Source organism: Actinomyces sp., from assembly GCF_030530635.1.
GTDB lineage: Bacteria > Actinomycetota > Actinomycetes > Actinomycetales > Actinomycetaceae > Actinomyces.
Genome location: NZ_JAUMUL010000073.1, coordinates 1 through 16,397 on the forward strand (window position 1 = coordinate 1; position 16,397 = coordinate 16,397).

Annotated in this window: 10 protein-coding genes; 6 read left to right on the plus strand and 4 right to left on the minus strand. The window is 66.2% G+C overall.

Annotation, left to right across the window (positions count from 1 at the left end; genetic code table 11):
* Positions 1-187: 187 nt before the first annotated feature.
* The 3 genes from sucB to Q4A20_RS13235 all read right to left on the minus strand — a co-directional run bounded on the left by sucB (position 188) and on the right by Q4A20_RS13235 (position 4,779).
* Positions 188-1,549 (minus strand): 2-oxoglutarate dehydrogenase, E2 component, dihydrolipoamide succinyltransferase, encoded by a 1,362-nt coding sequence (sucB, locus tag Q4A20_RS13225; RefSeq protein WP_303123648.1) that lies wholly within the window; start codon positions 1,547-1,549, stop codon positions 188-190.
* A 73-nt stretch (positions 1,550-1,622) separates the two neighbouring features.
* Positions 1,623-3,035, minus strand: coding sequence for a dihydrolipoyl dehydrogenase (gene lpdA, locus Q4A20_RS13230; protein ID WP_303123650.1), 1,413 nt, complete (start codon positions 3,033-3,035; stop codon positions 1,623-1,625).
* Between the two features lie 160 nt (positions 3,036-3,195).
* Positions 3,196-4,779, minus strand: coding sequence for a leucyl aminopeptidase (locus tag Q4A20_RS13235; protein WP_303123652.1), 1,584 nt, complete (start codon positions 4,777-4,779; stop codon positions 3,196-3,198).
* A gap of 83 nt (positions 4,780-4,862) precedes the next feature.
* On the opposite strand from Q4A20_RS13235, the gene Q4A20_RS13240 reads away from it, so the two are divergent.
* Complete coding sequence (locus Q4A20_RS13240; protein ID WP_303123654.1) at positions 4,863-5,375, plus strand: hypothetical protein; 513 nt, start codon at positions 4,863-4,865, stop codon at positions 5,373-5,375.
* A 35-nt stretch (positions 5,376-5,410) separates the two neighbouring features.
* Here Q4A20_RS13240 and Q4A20_RS13245 read toward each other — a convergent pair whose 3' ends face one another.
* Positions 5,411-7,417 (minus strand): S9 family peptidase, encoded by a 2,007-nt coding sequence (locus Q4A20_RS13245; RefSeq protein ID WP_303123656.1) that lies wholly within the window; start codon positions 7,415-7,417, stop codon positions 5,411-5,413.
* Between the two features lie 238 nt (positions 7,418-7,655).
* On the opposite strand from Q4A20_RS13245, the gene dxs reads away from it, so the two are divergent.
* The 5 genes from dxs to Q4A20_RS13270 all read left to right on the plus strand — a co-directional run bounded on the left by dxs (position 7,656) and on the right by Q4A20_RS13270 (position 16,368).
* A complete protein-coding gene (gene dxs, locus Q4A20_RS13250; RefSeq protein WP_303123658.1) occupies positions 7,656-9,677 on the plus strand; it encodes a 1-deoxy-D-xylulose-5-phosphate synthase in 2,022 nt (673 codons plus the stop codon).
* 553 nt (positions 9,678-10,230) lie between these two features.
* A complete protein-coding gene (gene pflB / locus Q4A20_RS13255) occupies positions 10,231-12,351 on the plus strand; it encodes a formate C-acetyltransferase (RefSeq protein WP_303123660.1) in 2,121 nt (706 codons plus the stop codon).
* Positions 12,352-12,427: 76 nt separating this feature from the next.
* Entirely contained in the window at positions 12,428-12,673 is a 246-nt protein-coding gene (gene grcA2, locus Q4A20_RS13260; protein ID WP_303123662.1) for an autonomous glycyl radical cofactor GrcA2, read from the plus strand.
* A gap of 23 nt (positions 12,674-12,696) precedes the next feature.
* The gene (gene pflA / locus Q4A20_RS13265) at positions 12,697-13,575 is read left to right on the plus strand and encodes a pyruvate formate-lyase-activating protein (RefSeq protein WP_303123664.1); all 879 of its coding nucleotides are present in this window, start codon (positions 12,697-12,699) and stop codon (positions 13,573-13,575) included.
* A gap of 936 nt (positions 13,576-14,511) precedes the next feature.
* The gene (locus Q4A20_RS13270) at positions 14,512-16,368 is read left to right on the plus strand and encodes a DUF5979 domain-containing protein (protein WP_303123666.1); all 1,857 of its coding nucleotides are present in this window, start codon (positions 14,512-14,514) and stop codon (positions 16,366-16,368) included.
* Positions 16,369-16,397 lie beyond the last annotated feature (29 nt).

Consider the following 16,397-nt stretch of genomic DNA (forward strand, 5'->3'; position numbering starts at 1 on the left):
CCCACACACCGCAGCCCCGGCCGGAAGCCACCACACCCTCAAACCGGAACAGCCCGTTAACCGCCCTCTGCAAGGAACAGCAGCCTCGTGGTCGGCGCCTACGAATGGCAATGGGGCCCGCACGCAAAGGTGCGGGCCCCATGAGCCTCGGCACGACAATGTCCTCCGCCGTTAGACGACGGCCGGATCAGAGCCCCAGCTCTCCAGAGAAGTCACCGTCCTCCAGACGCTTCTTGACGGTCATCAGGTAACGGGACGCGTCGGCACCATCGACCAGGCGGTGATCATAAGACAGTGACAGGTAGCACACCGAACGCACGGCGATAACCTCATTGCCGTCGGCATCCTTGACCACACGCGGCTGTCGGGTGATTGCCCCCAACCCCAGGATGGCGACCTCCGGCTGGTTGATGATCGGGGTGTCGAACAGCGCGCCGCCGGAGCCGGTGTTGGTGATCGTGAAGGTGGCACCGGACAACTCGCCGGCCTCGACCCGGTTGTCTCGGGTGCGTGCGGCCAGGTCGTTGATGCGCTTGGCCAGGCCGGGAATGTTCAAGTCGCCGGCGTTCTTGACCACCGGCACGAACAAGCCACGGGGAGTGTCCACGGCGATGCCGATGTGCTCAACGTCGTGGTAGGTCACCTGATCCTCGGCAATGGTGGCATTGATCTTCGGATGCGCCTTCAGTGCCTCCGTCGCGGCCGCCACGAAGAAGGGCAGGTAGGTGAGCTTGGTGCCGTTGCGCGCCAGGAACTCGTCCTTGGCACGAGCGCGCAACGCCGCCACGCGAGTGACATCGACCTCCACGACGGTGGTCAGCTGGGCAGAGGTCTGCAGCGATGTCAGCATGCGTTCGCTGATCAGTCGGCGCAGGCGCGACATCTTCTCGGTGCGTCCGCGCAGCCCGGCCTGCGCCGGAGCCGCCTCGCTGGCGGGGGCGGGCGCGACTTGTGGGGCCGGGGCGGCGGGTGTCGGTGGGACCGGTGAGTCCGTGACGACCGGCGCGGGTGCGGTCACAGTCGCCTGTGCCGCGGCGGCAGCCTCCACATCCTGCTTGCGGATACGCCCACCGACGCCGGTGCCGGTCACTGTCGCCAGGTCCACGCCCCGCTCGCGTGCGAGTTTGCGCACGATAGGAGTGACATAGGCCGACGACGGCGGCGCGGCGGCGGGCGCCGACGGGGCAGCTGGCCCGGGCTCGGCTTGAGCCGGTTCGGGGGACTCGATGGGCGCGGACTCAGCGGGAGCAGGCTCGGCGGGCTTGGCGGGGGCCGACGCCTGCGGGGTGACCGGCGAATCACCCACCTCGGCCGCCTCGCCGACAATCGCTAGGACGGTGCCGACCTCGACGGTCTCGTCCTCAGCGACCCGAATCTCCAGGAGGGTGCCCGCCACTGGCGAGGGGACCTCGGTGTCGACCTTGTCGGTGGCCACCTCCAGCAGCGGCTCACCGACCTCAACGGTGTCGCCTACGGACTTGAGCCAGGACGAGACGGTCCCCTCGGTGACCGACTCGCCCAATGCGGGCATCTTCACGGACTCGGACATGATCTAATCTCCGTCTCTTCTCAGTGGTGGAGGTGGTTGAACATTGCGGTGGTCGACCGGAGTCGAGAGCCGGTCAGGCGTGGTTGTGCAGTGGCTTGCCGGCCAGAGCCATGGCGGCCTCGCCGATGGTCTCGTTCTGGGTTGGGTGGGCGTGCACGAGGGCGGCGACGTCGTCGGCGTCCGCCTCCCAGGACACGATCAGCTGGCCCTCGCCGATCTGCTCGCCCATGCGAGTGCCAATGGCGTGGAACCCGAGGATCGGGCCGTCCTTGAGTGAGACCAGTTTGACGAAGCCCTGCGTACCCAGAATTTGGGACTTGGCATTACCGGCGACGTTGAACTGACTGGTGACGATGTTCTCCGCGCCGTGGAGCTCGACGGCGCGTGCCTCGGATAGGCCCACCGAGGCGATCTCGGGCTCGCAGAAGGTCACTTTGGGCACCTTGACATCATCGACCGGATCGGGACTCAGGCCCGCGATCCGCTCGGCGACGGCGATCCCCTGCGCAAAGCCCCGATGGGCCAGTTGGACGCCGGGCACGATATCGCCGACCGCCCAGACTCCTGGCACATTCGTGCGCCCGTAGGCGTCGGTGAGCACGAAGCCGCGGTCCATGGCGACCCCCACCTCCTCGTAGCCGAGGTTCGCCGTAGTCGGACCGCGGCCGACGGCGATTAGCAGGAGTTCCGCCTCAACGGCGGCCCCGTCGGCCGTATGTACCCGCACCCCGGAGTCGGTGCGATCCACCGACTCGAAGCGAGTGCCGATACGGAAATCGATCCGGCGCTTGCGGAAGGCCCGTTCGAGCTGCTTGGAGATGGCCTCGTCCTCATTGGGCACCAGATGCGGCAGTGCCTCAATGATCGTTACCCGTGCGCCCATGGAGGCCCAGGCGGAGGCGAACTCGACGCCGATCACCCCTCCGCCCAGGATCACCGCGGAGGCGGGAACATGATCGAGTTCCAGGGCCTGATCGCTGGTCATCACCGGGCCCGAGATCTCCTGGCCGATGGTCTTGGGGTGGGAGCCGGAGGCGAGAACCACGTTCCGGCCCCGGTAGTGTCGCCCTGCGACCTCGATCGTGTCCGCCGCCACAAGAGTGCCCCAGCCGGTGACCAGGTCGATGCCACGGGCGGAGACCAGCCCCTGCAGGCCCTTGTACATGCGGGTCACGATGCCGTTCTTGTACTCCTGGACGGCGGGCATGTCGATGCCGTCGAAGGCCGCCCGCACCCCGACGGCAGCGGCCTCGCGGATCGTGTCGGCGGTTTCGGCGGAGTGCAGAATCGCCTTGGTGGGGACGCAGCCGCGGTGCAGGCAGGTGCCGCCCACCTTGTCGGCCTCGATCAGTGCCACGCTCAGCCCCAGCTGAGCGCCGCGCAGCGCTGCGGCGTAACCGCCTGAGCCGCCGCCGAGGACGACCATGTCGTAGTCCTGTGCGTGGTCGGGGGCCGGCGTCCCGCCTACTGCATTGGCATCGGTCATTATGAGTGCTCCTTCTCGGTGGCGCGGCCCGCGCAGTCGGCATGTCCGTCGGCGAGCATCATCACCCGCAGGCGGGTACGGATCCGTGAGCGGGGACCAGAGTCCTAGACAGCCTACGGCATGTGCCCCGAAGATTCCCACCGTCCGGGGGCGTGTTCGACTATTCAGTAGGGTCCAAGGCTGTGGCGGCCCGGTCTTCGAGGAATGTCAGTAGCGTGGCCACGCAGAAACCGGTGCCGCCCTGGGGAGTCATACCCCAAGCGGCCTTCTCGTTGTAAGCCGGACCGGCTATGTCCAAATGCGCCCAGGGGGTATCGCCCACGAACTCGCGCAGGAACAGCCCGGCCACGAGCATGCCTCCGGCCCGGTTGCCGACGGCGGCGTTGCGCAGGTCGGCGAATGGGGAGTTCAGATCGGCCCGCAAATACGCCGGCAACGGCATGGGCCAGAAGTCCTCACCGGCACGCCCGGCCGCGGCCACGACCGCCTGCCGTATCCGCTCGCTGCCCATCACCGCGGCCACCCGGTCACCCAGGGCGACTATCTGGGCGCCGGTCAGGGTGGCGACGTCCAGTACGGCGTCGGGCTCCTCCGCCACGGCGGCCGCCAACGCGTCGGCCATCACCAGCCGGCCCTCGGCGTCGGTGTTGGTCACCTCCACGGTCGTGCCATCAAAGGTGGTGAGCACATCACCGGGCCGCTGCGCCCGTCCATCGGGGAGGTTCTCGGCCAGGGCCAACCAGGCGGTAATCCTCAGCGGCAGGCCCAGGCCGGCAGCGGCCAGGGTCGCCGCCAGCACGGCCGCCGCGCCTGCCATATCGGACTTCATGGTCGGCATTGAGGCCGGGGGCTTGAGCGAAAGGCCGCCGGAGTCGAAGGTGATGCCCTTGCCGACCAGGGCCACATGCTCCGTCTTAGCCCGGCTGGACTTGGTGCTTCGGGGTGTCCAAACGACCCGAACCAGGCGGGGCGGGTGATCCGATCCCCGGCCCACGGCCGCTATACCGCCGAACCCGTCGGCAGCCAAGCGCTTGTCGTCGTACACCTCGACGTCGATGCGTCCGTCCTTCCTGCCGTGCCCGGCCGCCTCGGCGGTGCGGCGCGCATAATCGGCGAAGGCGGCGGGCGTGAGCGCCGCCGGCGGATCATTGACCAGATCGCGGGCGGTGGCCACGGCCTCGGCCAGAATGCGGGCGCGTGTAAGCACCGGCGCGGCCGCATCGACCGGGTTGCGGCGCAGCAGACCGCGGGGCACCGGGGCCAGCGGGGACAACACCGTGATCCGGGCCAGGGGAGGGGGCGCCGCGGGCAGCCGTCGCGACCACGCATACGCGCCCTGTAACGCACCCTCGGCCACCGCCGCGAGGCGCTCCGGGGTGTCGGCAGGCAGAGCGAAGACGGCATGGTCAGTGCCCGTCAATTCGCGGGCGGCACGTCCGGCCGCCCGGCGCAGGGCGGCCGCGTCGTGGGCGTCACCGGTACCTACCACCAGCACTACCGGGGCGAGTCCCGCCTGCGCCTGTCGCCCCAGCGCAGCCACGGGAACCCGCACCACGGCATCAAGAGCGGCCTTGAAGCCGAGAGCGGGAAGCAATCCCGTCAGTGAGCCCAACTCCGGCAGGACGCCGATTCCGCCCGTCTCGGTGAACAGTACGGGTCCGTCGTCGGTGGCGCGCGCGGCCAGCACCAGGACGTCGCCGCCCACTTCGGCAGCGGGCAGGCCCGATGTCGTAATCTCAGTCATGCGGGAATGGTAGCGTCACAGGGCCGGCCATCCCGCCGGACGGCGTGGACCCGACCCGGGCTCACGCCCTCCACGAACAAGCTATGAGTTACGCGCAGCACGAGGTCAGCTACCGCATGGATGAGTCTTCAAAACCGCGGCCCCTCAACGACACGCGTCGTCCCGCGCATGGGTGGGGACGTGCGCTAGTGGGGGTCTTCGCGATCTTCGGTCTGGCGATCCTGGCCCCCGCGTTCGTCGATCTGGCCCGCTCGGGTACGGGGGCCCGTTTGGGAGCGGCGCTCAGTGCGGTGTGCGGCCTGGGCTACCTGCTGCTCTCCGTCGCCGTGGCGCACAACGGCCGGCGCATGCGCCGGGTCGGCTGGGCGTGCTTGGCTCTGGAGCTTGTCGGACTGGTCGCCGTCAATGCGGCCGACCTGTCCGGTACTACCTGGTCGGGGTGGGGCAGGGCACTGTGGTATCTGCCCGTGCTGCTGCCGATAATCGGCGCCATTCAGCTTTGGCTGTCCGATCCGCGTCGCATCGTGACCAATGCCGAGCGCATCACCGACATCTCCGACACCATCCAGGGAACCGTCCACCGCGACCGCAAGTGATCGCCGAGGGGCATGCGGTCGCGGTGGACCCGCCATCACCGGTCGAGATTGTCCACCTTGAGGGCGCCCCTCTCGTTCGCCGGGGAGTCCAGGCCCCAGACCTGGGCGTAGAAACTCAACTCGTTCTGATAAGCCCGGTGCACGTTGGCGGCCAGGCTGAAGCCGTGTCCCTCACCCTGGAAGACCTCCAGCGCCACCGGCAGACCCTTCGCCTTGACCGCCTCGTACATGGTCGTTGCCTGGGCGGCAGGAATGATCGGGTCGGCGCTGCCCTGCAGGAGCAGCAGCGGGGCGTGGATGTTGTCGATCTGGCTGATCGGTGAGCGCTCGGCGTACACCGGGTCATCCGGATCGTCAGCGCCCACGAGGCTCTGAATGTAGTGGGACTCGAACTTGTGCGTGGTGCGGACCAGCAGGGCGAGGTCGGCGACGCCGTACAGGGAGGCGCCGGCGCTGAACACCTCGGAGCGGGTCAGGGCCGCCAGCGCGGTGAACCCGCCCGCGGATGCGCCGCGCACTGCAATGCGGGCCGGATCGACTTTGCCGGAGTCGGCCAGGAACCGGGCGCCGGAAACGACGTCGTCGACGTCGTACACGCCCCACTTGCCGTTGAGCAGACGCCGGTAGTCCGAGCCGTAGCCGGTCGAACCGCGGTAATTGACGGCCAGGTAGGCGAAACCACGGTTGGTCCAGAACTGGATGCGCAGATCGTAACCGGCGCGGTCCATGGCCGTGGGGCCGCCGTGCACGCCCACAATCAGGGGTGGAAGTTCATCCTCGGGGCCGACGTAGGCGGTCGAGGCCGGCGGATAGAAGAAGCCGTGTGCCGTGGCGCCGTCGGTGGTGGGCCAGGAAATGGGTGTGGCGAAAGAGATACCGGCGTCATGAGCGGAGAATTCCCCTGCCCCGCGCAGAATCTCCACGCCGCCGGCGCGTACCTCCACGATACTGGGCAGCTCCGTCTCACTGCCGGCCAACATCACCACACGTCCGGCGGAGGAGGCCACATTGCCCAGGGGCTGCCAGCCGACGTTCCACTCCTCCAGCTCGCCGTTGGACAGCTTGACCGTGCCCAGGTGCCACACTCCCTCGCGGGCCCAGGAGGCGATCAAGTGCTCGCTGTCGAGGACATCGAAGTGATGCGGACCCAGGATCCAGGCGGGGGAGGTGAAAGTCGCGTCGACCGGGTGCAGCGGGCGCGTGCGCAGAGAGTCGGTCCAGCCCTCCCGGTTGGTGCCGCGGCGGGGGAATCCCTCGGTGCGGTACAGGTTCCAGAATCCGGAGGCATTGGACACGTGGACGAGCTCGCACTCCTCGGTCCATCTGGGTTCGGATACCGAGTAGCCCGTGCCGCCATCGACCACGGTCTGAGTGCCGATGGTGCCGTCGGGACGCAGGTCGCCCACGTGCAGTCGGGCGTTGTCCCATGGCATGTCCGGGTGATTCCAGGTGACCCAGGCCAGGTGTTCTCCGTCGGGGGACAGGGTGGGGGAGACCACGAAGTCGGTGCCCGAGACGATGGTCGTTACAGCGGCGTCGTCACGAGCCCCGGAACCGTCCAATGGGATCGCCACCAGGGTGTTGACCGGCTCGCCGTCGCCGCGGTGGTCCTCCCGGACCGCGTAGACCAGGCCGCGTGCGGTGTCGATCTCCAGGTCCCCGTGGCGGACATCCCCATAGATCGTCAGCGGAACCAGGCCGCGCAGCCGGTGCGCGACGTCGTAACGGTACAGGCGCCCGTCCCCGGCGTGCGACACGACGATGATGCCGGAATCGACGGCATAGGCCCTCCCGCCGTACTCGTGCACCCGCGTGCGGGCGTCCACCAACTCATCGGCGGGCGTCAGCGGCAGTACTTCACCGATCTGCCCGTCGCCGTCGCGGCGCAGCAGAACCTGGCGGCCCGCCTGGGAGGCGCGCTGCTCCACCCAGTAGGTGTCTCCGCCGTCCACACGCACCTGGGACAGGGTCAGGGTACGGGTGGTGATGGTGCCGGGGGTGATCGGCGAGGGCCAGGTCCCGTACGGCGCAGTGGTGCTCATCGTTCCTCCTGAAGGCGGTGCGGTAGGCGCGGACCACCCGCCGGGCGGGTCCACGCGGTCCGGTGTCAACCCTACGTGGTCACGGGGCCGCGAGCGTTAGTCCACGGTCGTGGCATGCGGGTCGTGACGCCACGGGCGGACGAATACGCCTATGCTGAGATGCCGTTGTGTGCGCACCCCTGCGTGCCGCGGTAGCAGTGCCAGCATTGGAATGCCAGCATTAGGAGGAGCCGCGCCGATGAGCGAAGACACTGTCATGGTTGGCGCGGCTAACGCCCATCCGCAGGGGGTTGGGACGGACTCGGCTGGAGCCCCTGGGGATCGGCACACGCCTCTACCGGCCGTCCCCCTGCTGTCACGTATCCGCCGCCCCGCCGACCTGAGGCGCCTAACCAGCGATGAGGTCGAGGCCCTGGCCGCTGAGATCCGCCGCTATCTGGTGGCCACAGTGGCACGCACCGGCGGGCATCTGGGCCCCAATCTCGGAGTGGTTGAGCTCACTCTGGCCCTGCACCGTACCTTTCGATCTCCGCGCGACACCATCGTTTTCGACACTGGACATCAGGCCTATGTGCACAAGCTGTTGACCGGTCGGCGTGACTTCAGTCGATTGCGTGAACGCGGCGGCGTGTCCGGTTACCCGTCCCGGCAGGAGTCCATTCATGACGTCGTCGAGAATTCCCACGCCTCCACCGCTTTGTCCTGGGCGGACGGCATAGCCCGTGCCAACCGTCTCCAGGGGCGAGACAAACGGCATATCGTCGCCGTTATCGGCGACGGCGCCCTGACCGGCGGCATGGCCTGGGAGGCGCTGAACAACATCGCGGACTCGGCTGACAAGCACCTGGTTATTGTTGTCAACGACAATGGCCGCTCCTACGCGCCCACCATCGGCGGGCTGGCGCACCACCTGGACGCGTTGCGCACCAACCCGGGCTATGAGCGCATGCTGTCCGGCATCAAGCACACCTTGCTGTCCCAGGGCGCTCCCGGGCGGGCCGCCTTTGAGGCCCTACACGGCCTGAAACGCGGCTTGAAAGACATTCTGGTGCCGTCCGCGTTCTTCGAGGACCTGGGTATCAAGTACACCGGCCCCGTGGACGGTCATGATGAGAAGGCCCTGGAGTTCGCCCTCACCCGCGCCCGGGAGTACGCCGAGCCGGTGATCGTCCACGTCATAACCGAGAAGGGGCGCGGCTATACCCCCGCCGAGGAGGACGCCGCGGACCGCTTCCACGCGGTCGGCCGCATTCACCCGGAGACGGGCCTGCCGGTGGTGCCCTCCCGGTTCGGCTGGACCGCCGTCGTCGCACAGGAGCTGTTGGACCTGGCTCGCGCCGATGAGCGGATCGTGGGCATCACCGCCGCCATGCAGCAGCCGGTCGGCCTGCAGCCGCTGGCAGACGCGCTGCCGGAACGGGTCTTCGACGTCGGCATAGCGGAGCAGCACGCCCTCACCAGTGCGGCCGGGATGGCCTTCGCCGGCATGCATCCGGTGGTCGCCCTGTACGCGACCTTCCTCAATCGCGCCTTCGACCAGGTGCTCATGGATGTCGGCCTACACCGGGCCGGTGTGACGATCCTGCTGGATCGTGCGGGCATCACTGGAACGGACGGAGCCAGTCACAACGGCATGTGGGACATGGCGCTGTTGGCGCACGTGCCCGGGCTGCACTTGGCGGCGCCGCGTGACGAGGCCACGCTGCGTGAGGCGTTGAGGACTGCGGTCGGGGTCGACGACGCCCCTACCGTGGTCCGCTACCCCAAGGGCTCCGTTCCGGAGGCGCTTGGCGCCGTGCGGACAGTGGGGGAGGAGGATGGCCCGTTCGGCGCGGTCGATGTGCTGCTCGAACCCGCCGCCGGTGCCGGGAGGTTCCAACTCCTCGTCGGTGTGGGCGCCATGGCCCGTGCGGCGCTCGATGCGGGTCGTCGCCTGACCCAGGATGGGGCCGCGGTGCGGGTGGTCTGCCCGCGCTGGCCCGTTCCGGTGCCTGCGGCCCTGGTAAGAATGGCTCGTGACGCCGACTCCGTGCTGGTAGTAGAGGACGGGCTCAGGGAGGGCGGGATCGGCTCGCAGCTGCGTGATGCGGTTGAGGACGCGGTGTTCGCCGAGAGGGGCGGCGCAGCCGTGCCGGTGGCGCGTCTGGGCGTACCGCGCCGGTTCCTGCCCACCGCATCACGCACCGAGTTGCTGACCGAGTTCGGCATGGACTGCACGGGCATCTGCGAGACGGCTCGCCGCCTTGCGGGTGCGGTCTGAAACCGGGAACGAGAACGATCCTGTGCCGTGCCGTGCCTTGCCGGGGCGGGGTGGAGTGGAGCAGAACGCGACGTGGAGGCCCATGCGGGTACCGCCCGTAGACGCGGCCCGCATCATGCAGCGCTGATTTAGGACGCCAGTCCCAGACTCAGGGCGGGACCGGGGCTGTCGGAGGACCGGCGGGTGCAGTGGGGACGACGCGGATCGCGGGTGGCCGACCATGGTGACCTAAGGGAATGTCGACCGAGTGTGGCGGCAGTCATTCGCGCTTGTCGCGTCGGGTCGGATTCGGCGCCATTGTGCGGCTAAAGGGTGGCGTTCGAGCGTCGCGTTACAGGCCGTGCGAGAGCGGTTGGTCTGGGGCTTAAGTCCTGGGATGGGGTGGGCTCGCGAATGCCTGTGAGTGATCCCACCGGCAGGTTTCGAATCGGCATGACACAAAGCGGGACGTCTGGCCTAGTCTTGGATCGACGGCGCAACGATGTACCGCCACGCCTCACAAGGGCGCCAACCACCGGGTGGCTACGGCCACTCACCCTATAGGAGGGCACGGATGACTACCGAGGTCACAGCATCCGCTACTGCGGAGGAGACCGCCGGCCGCGACGCTTGGGAGGGCTTCGTCAAGGGCCCATGGACCGAGGATGTCGACGTCCGCGACTTCATCCAGCGCAACTACACGCCCTACACAGGCGATGCATCGTTCCTCGCCGGCGCCACCGACAAGACCCTGCGCCTGTGGGACACCCTGGAGAAGAACTACCTGTCGGAGGAGCGCAAGGTGCGCATCCTCGACGTCGACACCCACATCCCGTCGGACATCGACGCATTTCCTGCCGGCTACATCAGCCAGGACGACGACGTCATCGTCGGTCTGCAGACAGACTCCCCGCTCAAGCGCGCCATGATGCCCAACGGCGGCTGGCGCATGGTCGAGCAGGCGATCAAGGAGGCCGGCAAGGAAGTCGACCCTGAGGTCAAGAAGATCTTCACCAGGTACCGCAAGACCCACAACGATGCGGTCTTCGACATCTACACCCCGCGTATCCGCGCAGCCCGCAGCTCTCACATCATCACCGGTCTGCCCGACGCCTATGGACGCGGTCGGATCATCGGCGACTATCGCCGTGTGGCCCTGTATGGCGTAGACCGCCTGATCGAGCTCAAGCAGCAGGCCAAGGACGCCGTGGCGAACAAGCCCTTCTCTGAGCACTGGGCACGCTACCGGGAGGAGCATTCGGAGCAGATCAAGGCCCTGAAGAAGCTCAAGAACATGGCGGCCTCCTATGGCTTCAACATCTCCGGCCCGGCCGCGAATGCGCACGAGGCCGTTCAGTGGACCTATTTCGCCTACCTGGCCTCCGTGAAGTCCCAGGATGGCGCCGCGATGAGTATCGGCCGCCTGTCGGCCTTCCTCGACATCTATTTCGAGCGTGATCTGAAGGCCGGCGTGATCGACGAGTCCCGCGCCCAGGAGCTGATTGACAACATCGTCATGAAGCTGCGGATCACGCGCTTCCTGCGCACCACCGACTACGACCAGATCTTCTCCGGCGACCCCTACTGGGCTACCTGGTCCGACGCCGGCTTCGGTGAGGACGGTCGTACTCTGGTGACCAAGACGTCCTTCCGCCTGCTGCAGACCCTGCGCAACCTCGGCCCTGCACCCGAACCGAATATCACCATCTTCTGGAGTGAGGAGTTGCCGCAGGGCTACAAAGACTTCTGCGCCCTGATCTCCATCACGACCTCCTCCATCCAGTACGAGGCGGACGACCAGATCCGCGAGCACTGGGGTGACGACGCCGCCATTGCCTGCTGCGTGTCCCCGATGCGGGTGGGTAAGCAGATGCAGTTCTTCGGCGCCCGCGTTAACGCCGCCAAGGCACTCCTGTATGCCATCAACGGTGGCCGTGACGAGATGACCGGCAAGCAGATCGTCACTGGTCTGCCTGGTATTGAGGGCGATGCCCCGCTGGACTTCGACGAGGTCTGGGACAAGTACGAGAAGATGCTCGACTGGGTGGTCGGAACCTACGTTGAGGCGCTGAACATCATTCACTACTGCCACGATCGCTACGCGTATGAGTCCATCGAGATGGCCCTGCACGACTCGGAAATCGTGCGCACCATGGGCTGTGGGATTGCCGGGCTGTCGATTGTTGCGGACTCCCTGAGCGCCATCAAGTATGCCAAGGTCACCCCGGTGCGCGACGAGACCGGGTTGGTGGTCGACTACGTCACCGAGGGCGAGTTCCCGATCTACGGCAATGATGATGATCGCGCGGACGACATCGCGGCCACTGTGGTGCACACCATCATGTCGAAGATCAAGGAGCAGCCGTTCTACCGGGATGCCATCCCGACGCAGTCGGTGCTGACGATCACCTCCAACGTCGTCTACGGCAAGGCCACCGGCTCCTTCCCGTCCGGTCACCGGAAGGGCACCCCCTTCTCTCCAGGCGCCAACCCGGAGAATGGTATGGACACGCACGGCATGGTCGCCTCCATGCTCAGCGTCGGCAAGCTCGACTACAACGACGCGCTTGACGGCATCTCCCTTACCAACACCATCACACCGCAGGGGCTCGGTCGCACGCTCGATGAGCGGGTGTCCAACCTCGTGGGCATTCTCGACGCAGGCTTCGTCCCCGACGATTGCGCCGAGGTCTGATCCCGTCACCCTGGAGTGCGGGCCACCGGACCATTCGCATCAAGTACACACTCACATCACCAGAAAGGGGCCAGCTATGGCCACATACGAGGAGCGCCTGGAGTCCATGAAGGCTCAGCGCGAGGACAACGGAGGCGTCAAGGGCCTCTACCACGCCAACATCAACGTGCTGGACCGCAGCACGCTGGAGGACGCCATGGAGCACCCGGAGAACTACCCGAACCTGACGGTCCGCGTCTCCGGTTACGCCGTCAACTTCGTCAAGCTGACGCGTGAACAGCAGCTGGATGTGCTCGACCGCACCTTCCACGCCGGCGCCTGAGCCGCAAAGGGTGAGGGACTCAGATGACTGAGACCATCACCCCGGAGCAGACCGGCGGCCGGGACCAGGACTTTCTGGCCCCGGCCGCACGTCTGCGCGGGGCCGGTATCGGCGCACTCGAGGAGCTGACCGACCTCCAACGGTCCGAGCGTCTGGCCCGCATGCGGGAAGGCACGCTGGGTTCGATTCACTCCTGGGAGCTAGTCACGGCCGTTGATGGTCCGGGTACCCGGATGACGGTCTTCCTTAACGGCTGTCCGCTGCGCTGCCTGTACTGCCACAACCCTGATACCTTCCTGATGCGGGATGGCGAGCCGGTTGCGGTTGATGAGATCCTGCGCCGGATCCGGCGCTACCGTAACGTGTTCAAGGCAACAGGCGGAGGCATCACGCTATCCGGCGGCGAGGTACTCATGCAGCCGGCCTTCGCCGGGCGGATTCTGGCCGGTGCTAAGGCTATGGGTGTTCATACCTGCATCGACACCTCCGGATATCTCGGTCAGCAGGCGTCGGAGGAGATGCTGGACAACCTTGACCTGGTCCTGCTTGACGTCAAGAGTGGCGATGAGGGCATCTATAAGAAGGTGACCGGACGCGAACTCGCACCCACAATCGCCTTCGGCGACCGGCTCGCCGAGAAGGGCATCGAGACCTGGGTGCGTTTCGTACTCGTGCCCGGCCTAACCGATGACCCTCAGAACGTCGAGCATGTAGCCCGTATCGTTGAGCGGTGGCGGTCGGTGGTCTCCCGGGTGGAGGTACTGCCCTTTCATCAGATGGGTACGGACAAGTGGGATGCCCTGAAACTGGAATACAAGCTGCGCGATACCCGCCCGCCTGAGCCCGAGCTGGTGGAGTCCACCCGTGAGATCTTCCGGTCCCACGGCTTCACCGTGCACTGACACGGCGGTCTGGGAACGCTGGCTTACCGGTCTCGGGTGTGTCACTGGTGCCGGTTCACCGTCGAACGCGGCATCCTCAGGCCTGCGGCCCGGCAGCGAACCCATGCGTCCGGACATGCCTCAACACTTTCACCGGTCCTCCAACCCAACGACCCCGCTGGCGTACCCCGAACCGGAACAGTTCGTGCTCCGATGGCGGGGATCACCGCTGGTGTCAATGACGGCTCTTCGAGTTTGGGAGTGTGGTGGGCTGCGGTAGAGCTGTCGTCTATGTCCTGAGGCCTGACAGGGGTCGGGGTGTGCGCTTGTCCGGTTCGGCGTTAACAACGTCACTTAACGTTGTGCTGTATGCCTCGGGGGCCTTCAGCGGACGCTTAACCGGTGTTGCAGACGGCCCCGCTTCCGGGCACCGGGGCGGCAGGCAGCCAAGCGCAGCCGGGTCCGGCACGGTTGAACCGGTGCGATTGATCGCGTCCTTCACTCCGCAACACGCCGGCCACCACGCTCACCAGCACCATGAGTCGGTTTGGGTGGGTTGGTGGCGGTTGTTCGAGGACGCGGGTTGGCCGCCGACGAGGCGGGTTGGCCTGACGAGTCCGTGCCCGCCGGAGCACGACCCTGCCGGCCCGAACAGGTCCTTGTACGCCCGAGAACGACCTGCGCTGGTTTAACAGTCCTCATGAGCCCGAAACCCTACCGAATGTGGGGGGTTTGGGGCCGAAGAGGACGTTCTCGGCCAACCTGCACCTACCGAACACGAGTCCCACACCGCGGCCAGGTCCGGAACCACCACGCCCTCAAACCGGAAGAGCCTCAATTATGCATACGACGGCGTGTCGCAGGTACAACTAGTTGCAGCAATCGACACCTCTTATATACGCTAGATACCTCATTGCTGACGAAAAGCTAGCAATTTTATATCGGAAGGGATATTTTGTGAGCTTCGTCTCTGTGCATGCCTCGTCATCCCGGCGAGGCTTCGCGTATGTGGGCGCCTGTCTGGCGCTGCTGGCCATGGTGCTGGACATGGTGGTGCCGGTCGTGGTGCCGGCACCCGCCCACGCCGCTGTGAATGCGGGCATCAGGATCTCCAACCTGAAGCTGGCCAAGACCGACGCCGCCGAGAACCCGGTAGCCGGCCGACTAGAGATCGACTCCATTGCGCTCATGACCTTCGACTGGGACGCTGGCAGTGCTGATCTCAAGGACGGCGACTCCTTCTCGATCGACCTTCCTGAAGAGCTGAGGTTCCGGGTGCCTCAGACGCGTGCCTTCACCCACCTGGTTGACGGCGTGGAGACGGAGGTCGGCTCCTGTGTAATTGCGCAGAGCACCATGACCTGCACCTTCAACGAGGTACTGCCCAGGCTGATCGGTCAGGGGTATAGCCAGCCGTCCGGTTCCGGCAAGATCCAGGTGTACGCGGCCAAGGTGACAACGCAGGAGGAACTCCCCTTCACCGCCAACGGATCCGAGACCATCATGGTGGACCTGCCTGGGGAGGGCGGCATCGGTGTGCGACCGGCGAACTACCGGCCTGAGACCCTGTTGAAAGGGGCCAACGCCATGTCTGAGCAGTCCCCGGGGGTGACCTGGAGCATCATCTTCAGCACCGACAAGCTTCAGCCGGAGTACGCCAAGAACGGGGTGGACGTGACCTTTGACGGTCAGACCGTGTACCAGATCGAGTTGACTGACGTCCTGGGGCCTGGGCAGACCTACCCTACAGACCTGAGCAGCTGGCGGCTGACCAGGCACAACTCCGCGGCGGATCCGAACCCGAGGACGGCCGAAGTGGTTCTGACCAACGGAGCCGAAACCTCCCGGGTCACCGAGTTGGGTGAGTTCAGCCTCAAGGTTACCTACAGCGGGGACGCGGCTTCGGGGCAGTCTGCTCGGATCGTGCTGAGCGGTCCCTTCGCCCCTGAGAGCAACTATCAGGTGGTGTACGGCTCCTTGGCGACGACCGAGAGCGGCAAGGCGGTTCCCGGGTTCATTTACGAGAATTATGCCTCTCTTGACGGCACCAGTTTTGAGCGTGAGGCGACTAAGTCGTTCCTGGACTCCTTCTCGCTGACCGTGAACATGCAGTTGGGTTACGGCACGTTCTCGCTGGACAAGTATGTGACCGGTCCGGCTTCCGATCAGGTTCCTGCGGGGTCCAGCTTCACGGTTAATGTCTCCTACCAGCTGCCCGAGGGCGCGACGCGGGCGACTTATCCTGAGTGGGAGCCGCCGGGCGTTCTCAACACTGACGGCACCGGCGGTACCGCCTCCTTTGAGGTGGTTATGGGGCGTAAGAACGTCTTTGTTGGCCCTAAGCCTGCGGTTACTTTCCCGGCTGGTACGGTGGTGAGTCTGACCGAGGCGACGCCGTCGGTTGTCCTGCCTGATGGTTATACTTGGGGTGAGGGTAAGTTCGTGGTCAATGGTGTGGCCACCAACAGTTTGACGATCGCTGATCAGCAGATCATTGGTGCCGAGCTGACCAATGTGGTGGTGGCCGGGCCGTCGACTTTCGCGGTGGTCAAGAACGCCTCGGGTGCGCCTGGGGTTGAGAACAAGGAGTTCACGTTCACCTACACCTGTTCTGATGGGCAGGAGGGAACGCTTGTGGTCAAGGGCGACGGCAGCCCTGTGCGTGAGAGTGGCAAGTCCTTCGAAGTGGGTACTACTTGCACCATTGCGGAGTCCGCACAGGACGCCGAGGTGAGCGGGTATGAACTGGAGGCGCCCCTGTCCCAGCGTGTGCGTATCACTGCCGGTGCCGAGCCTGTCAAGTTTTCTGTGTAAGCGGGTTGTTGCTTACAGGTAGGGGCGGA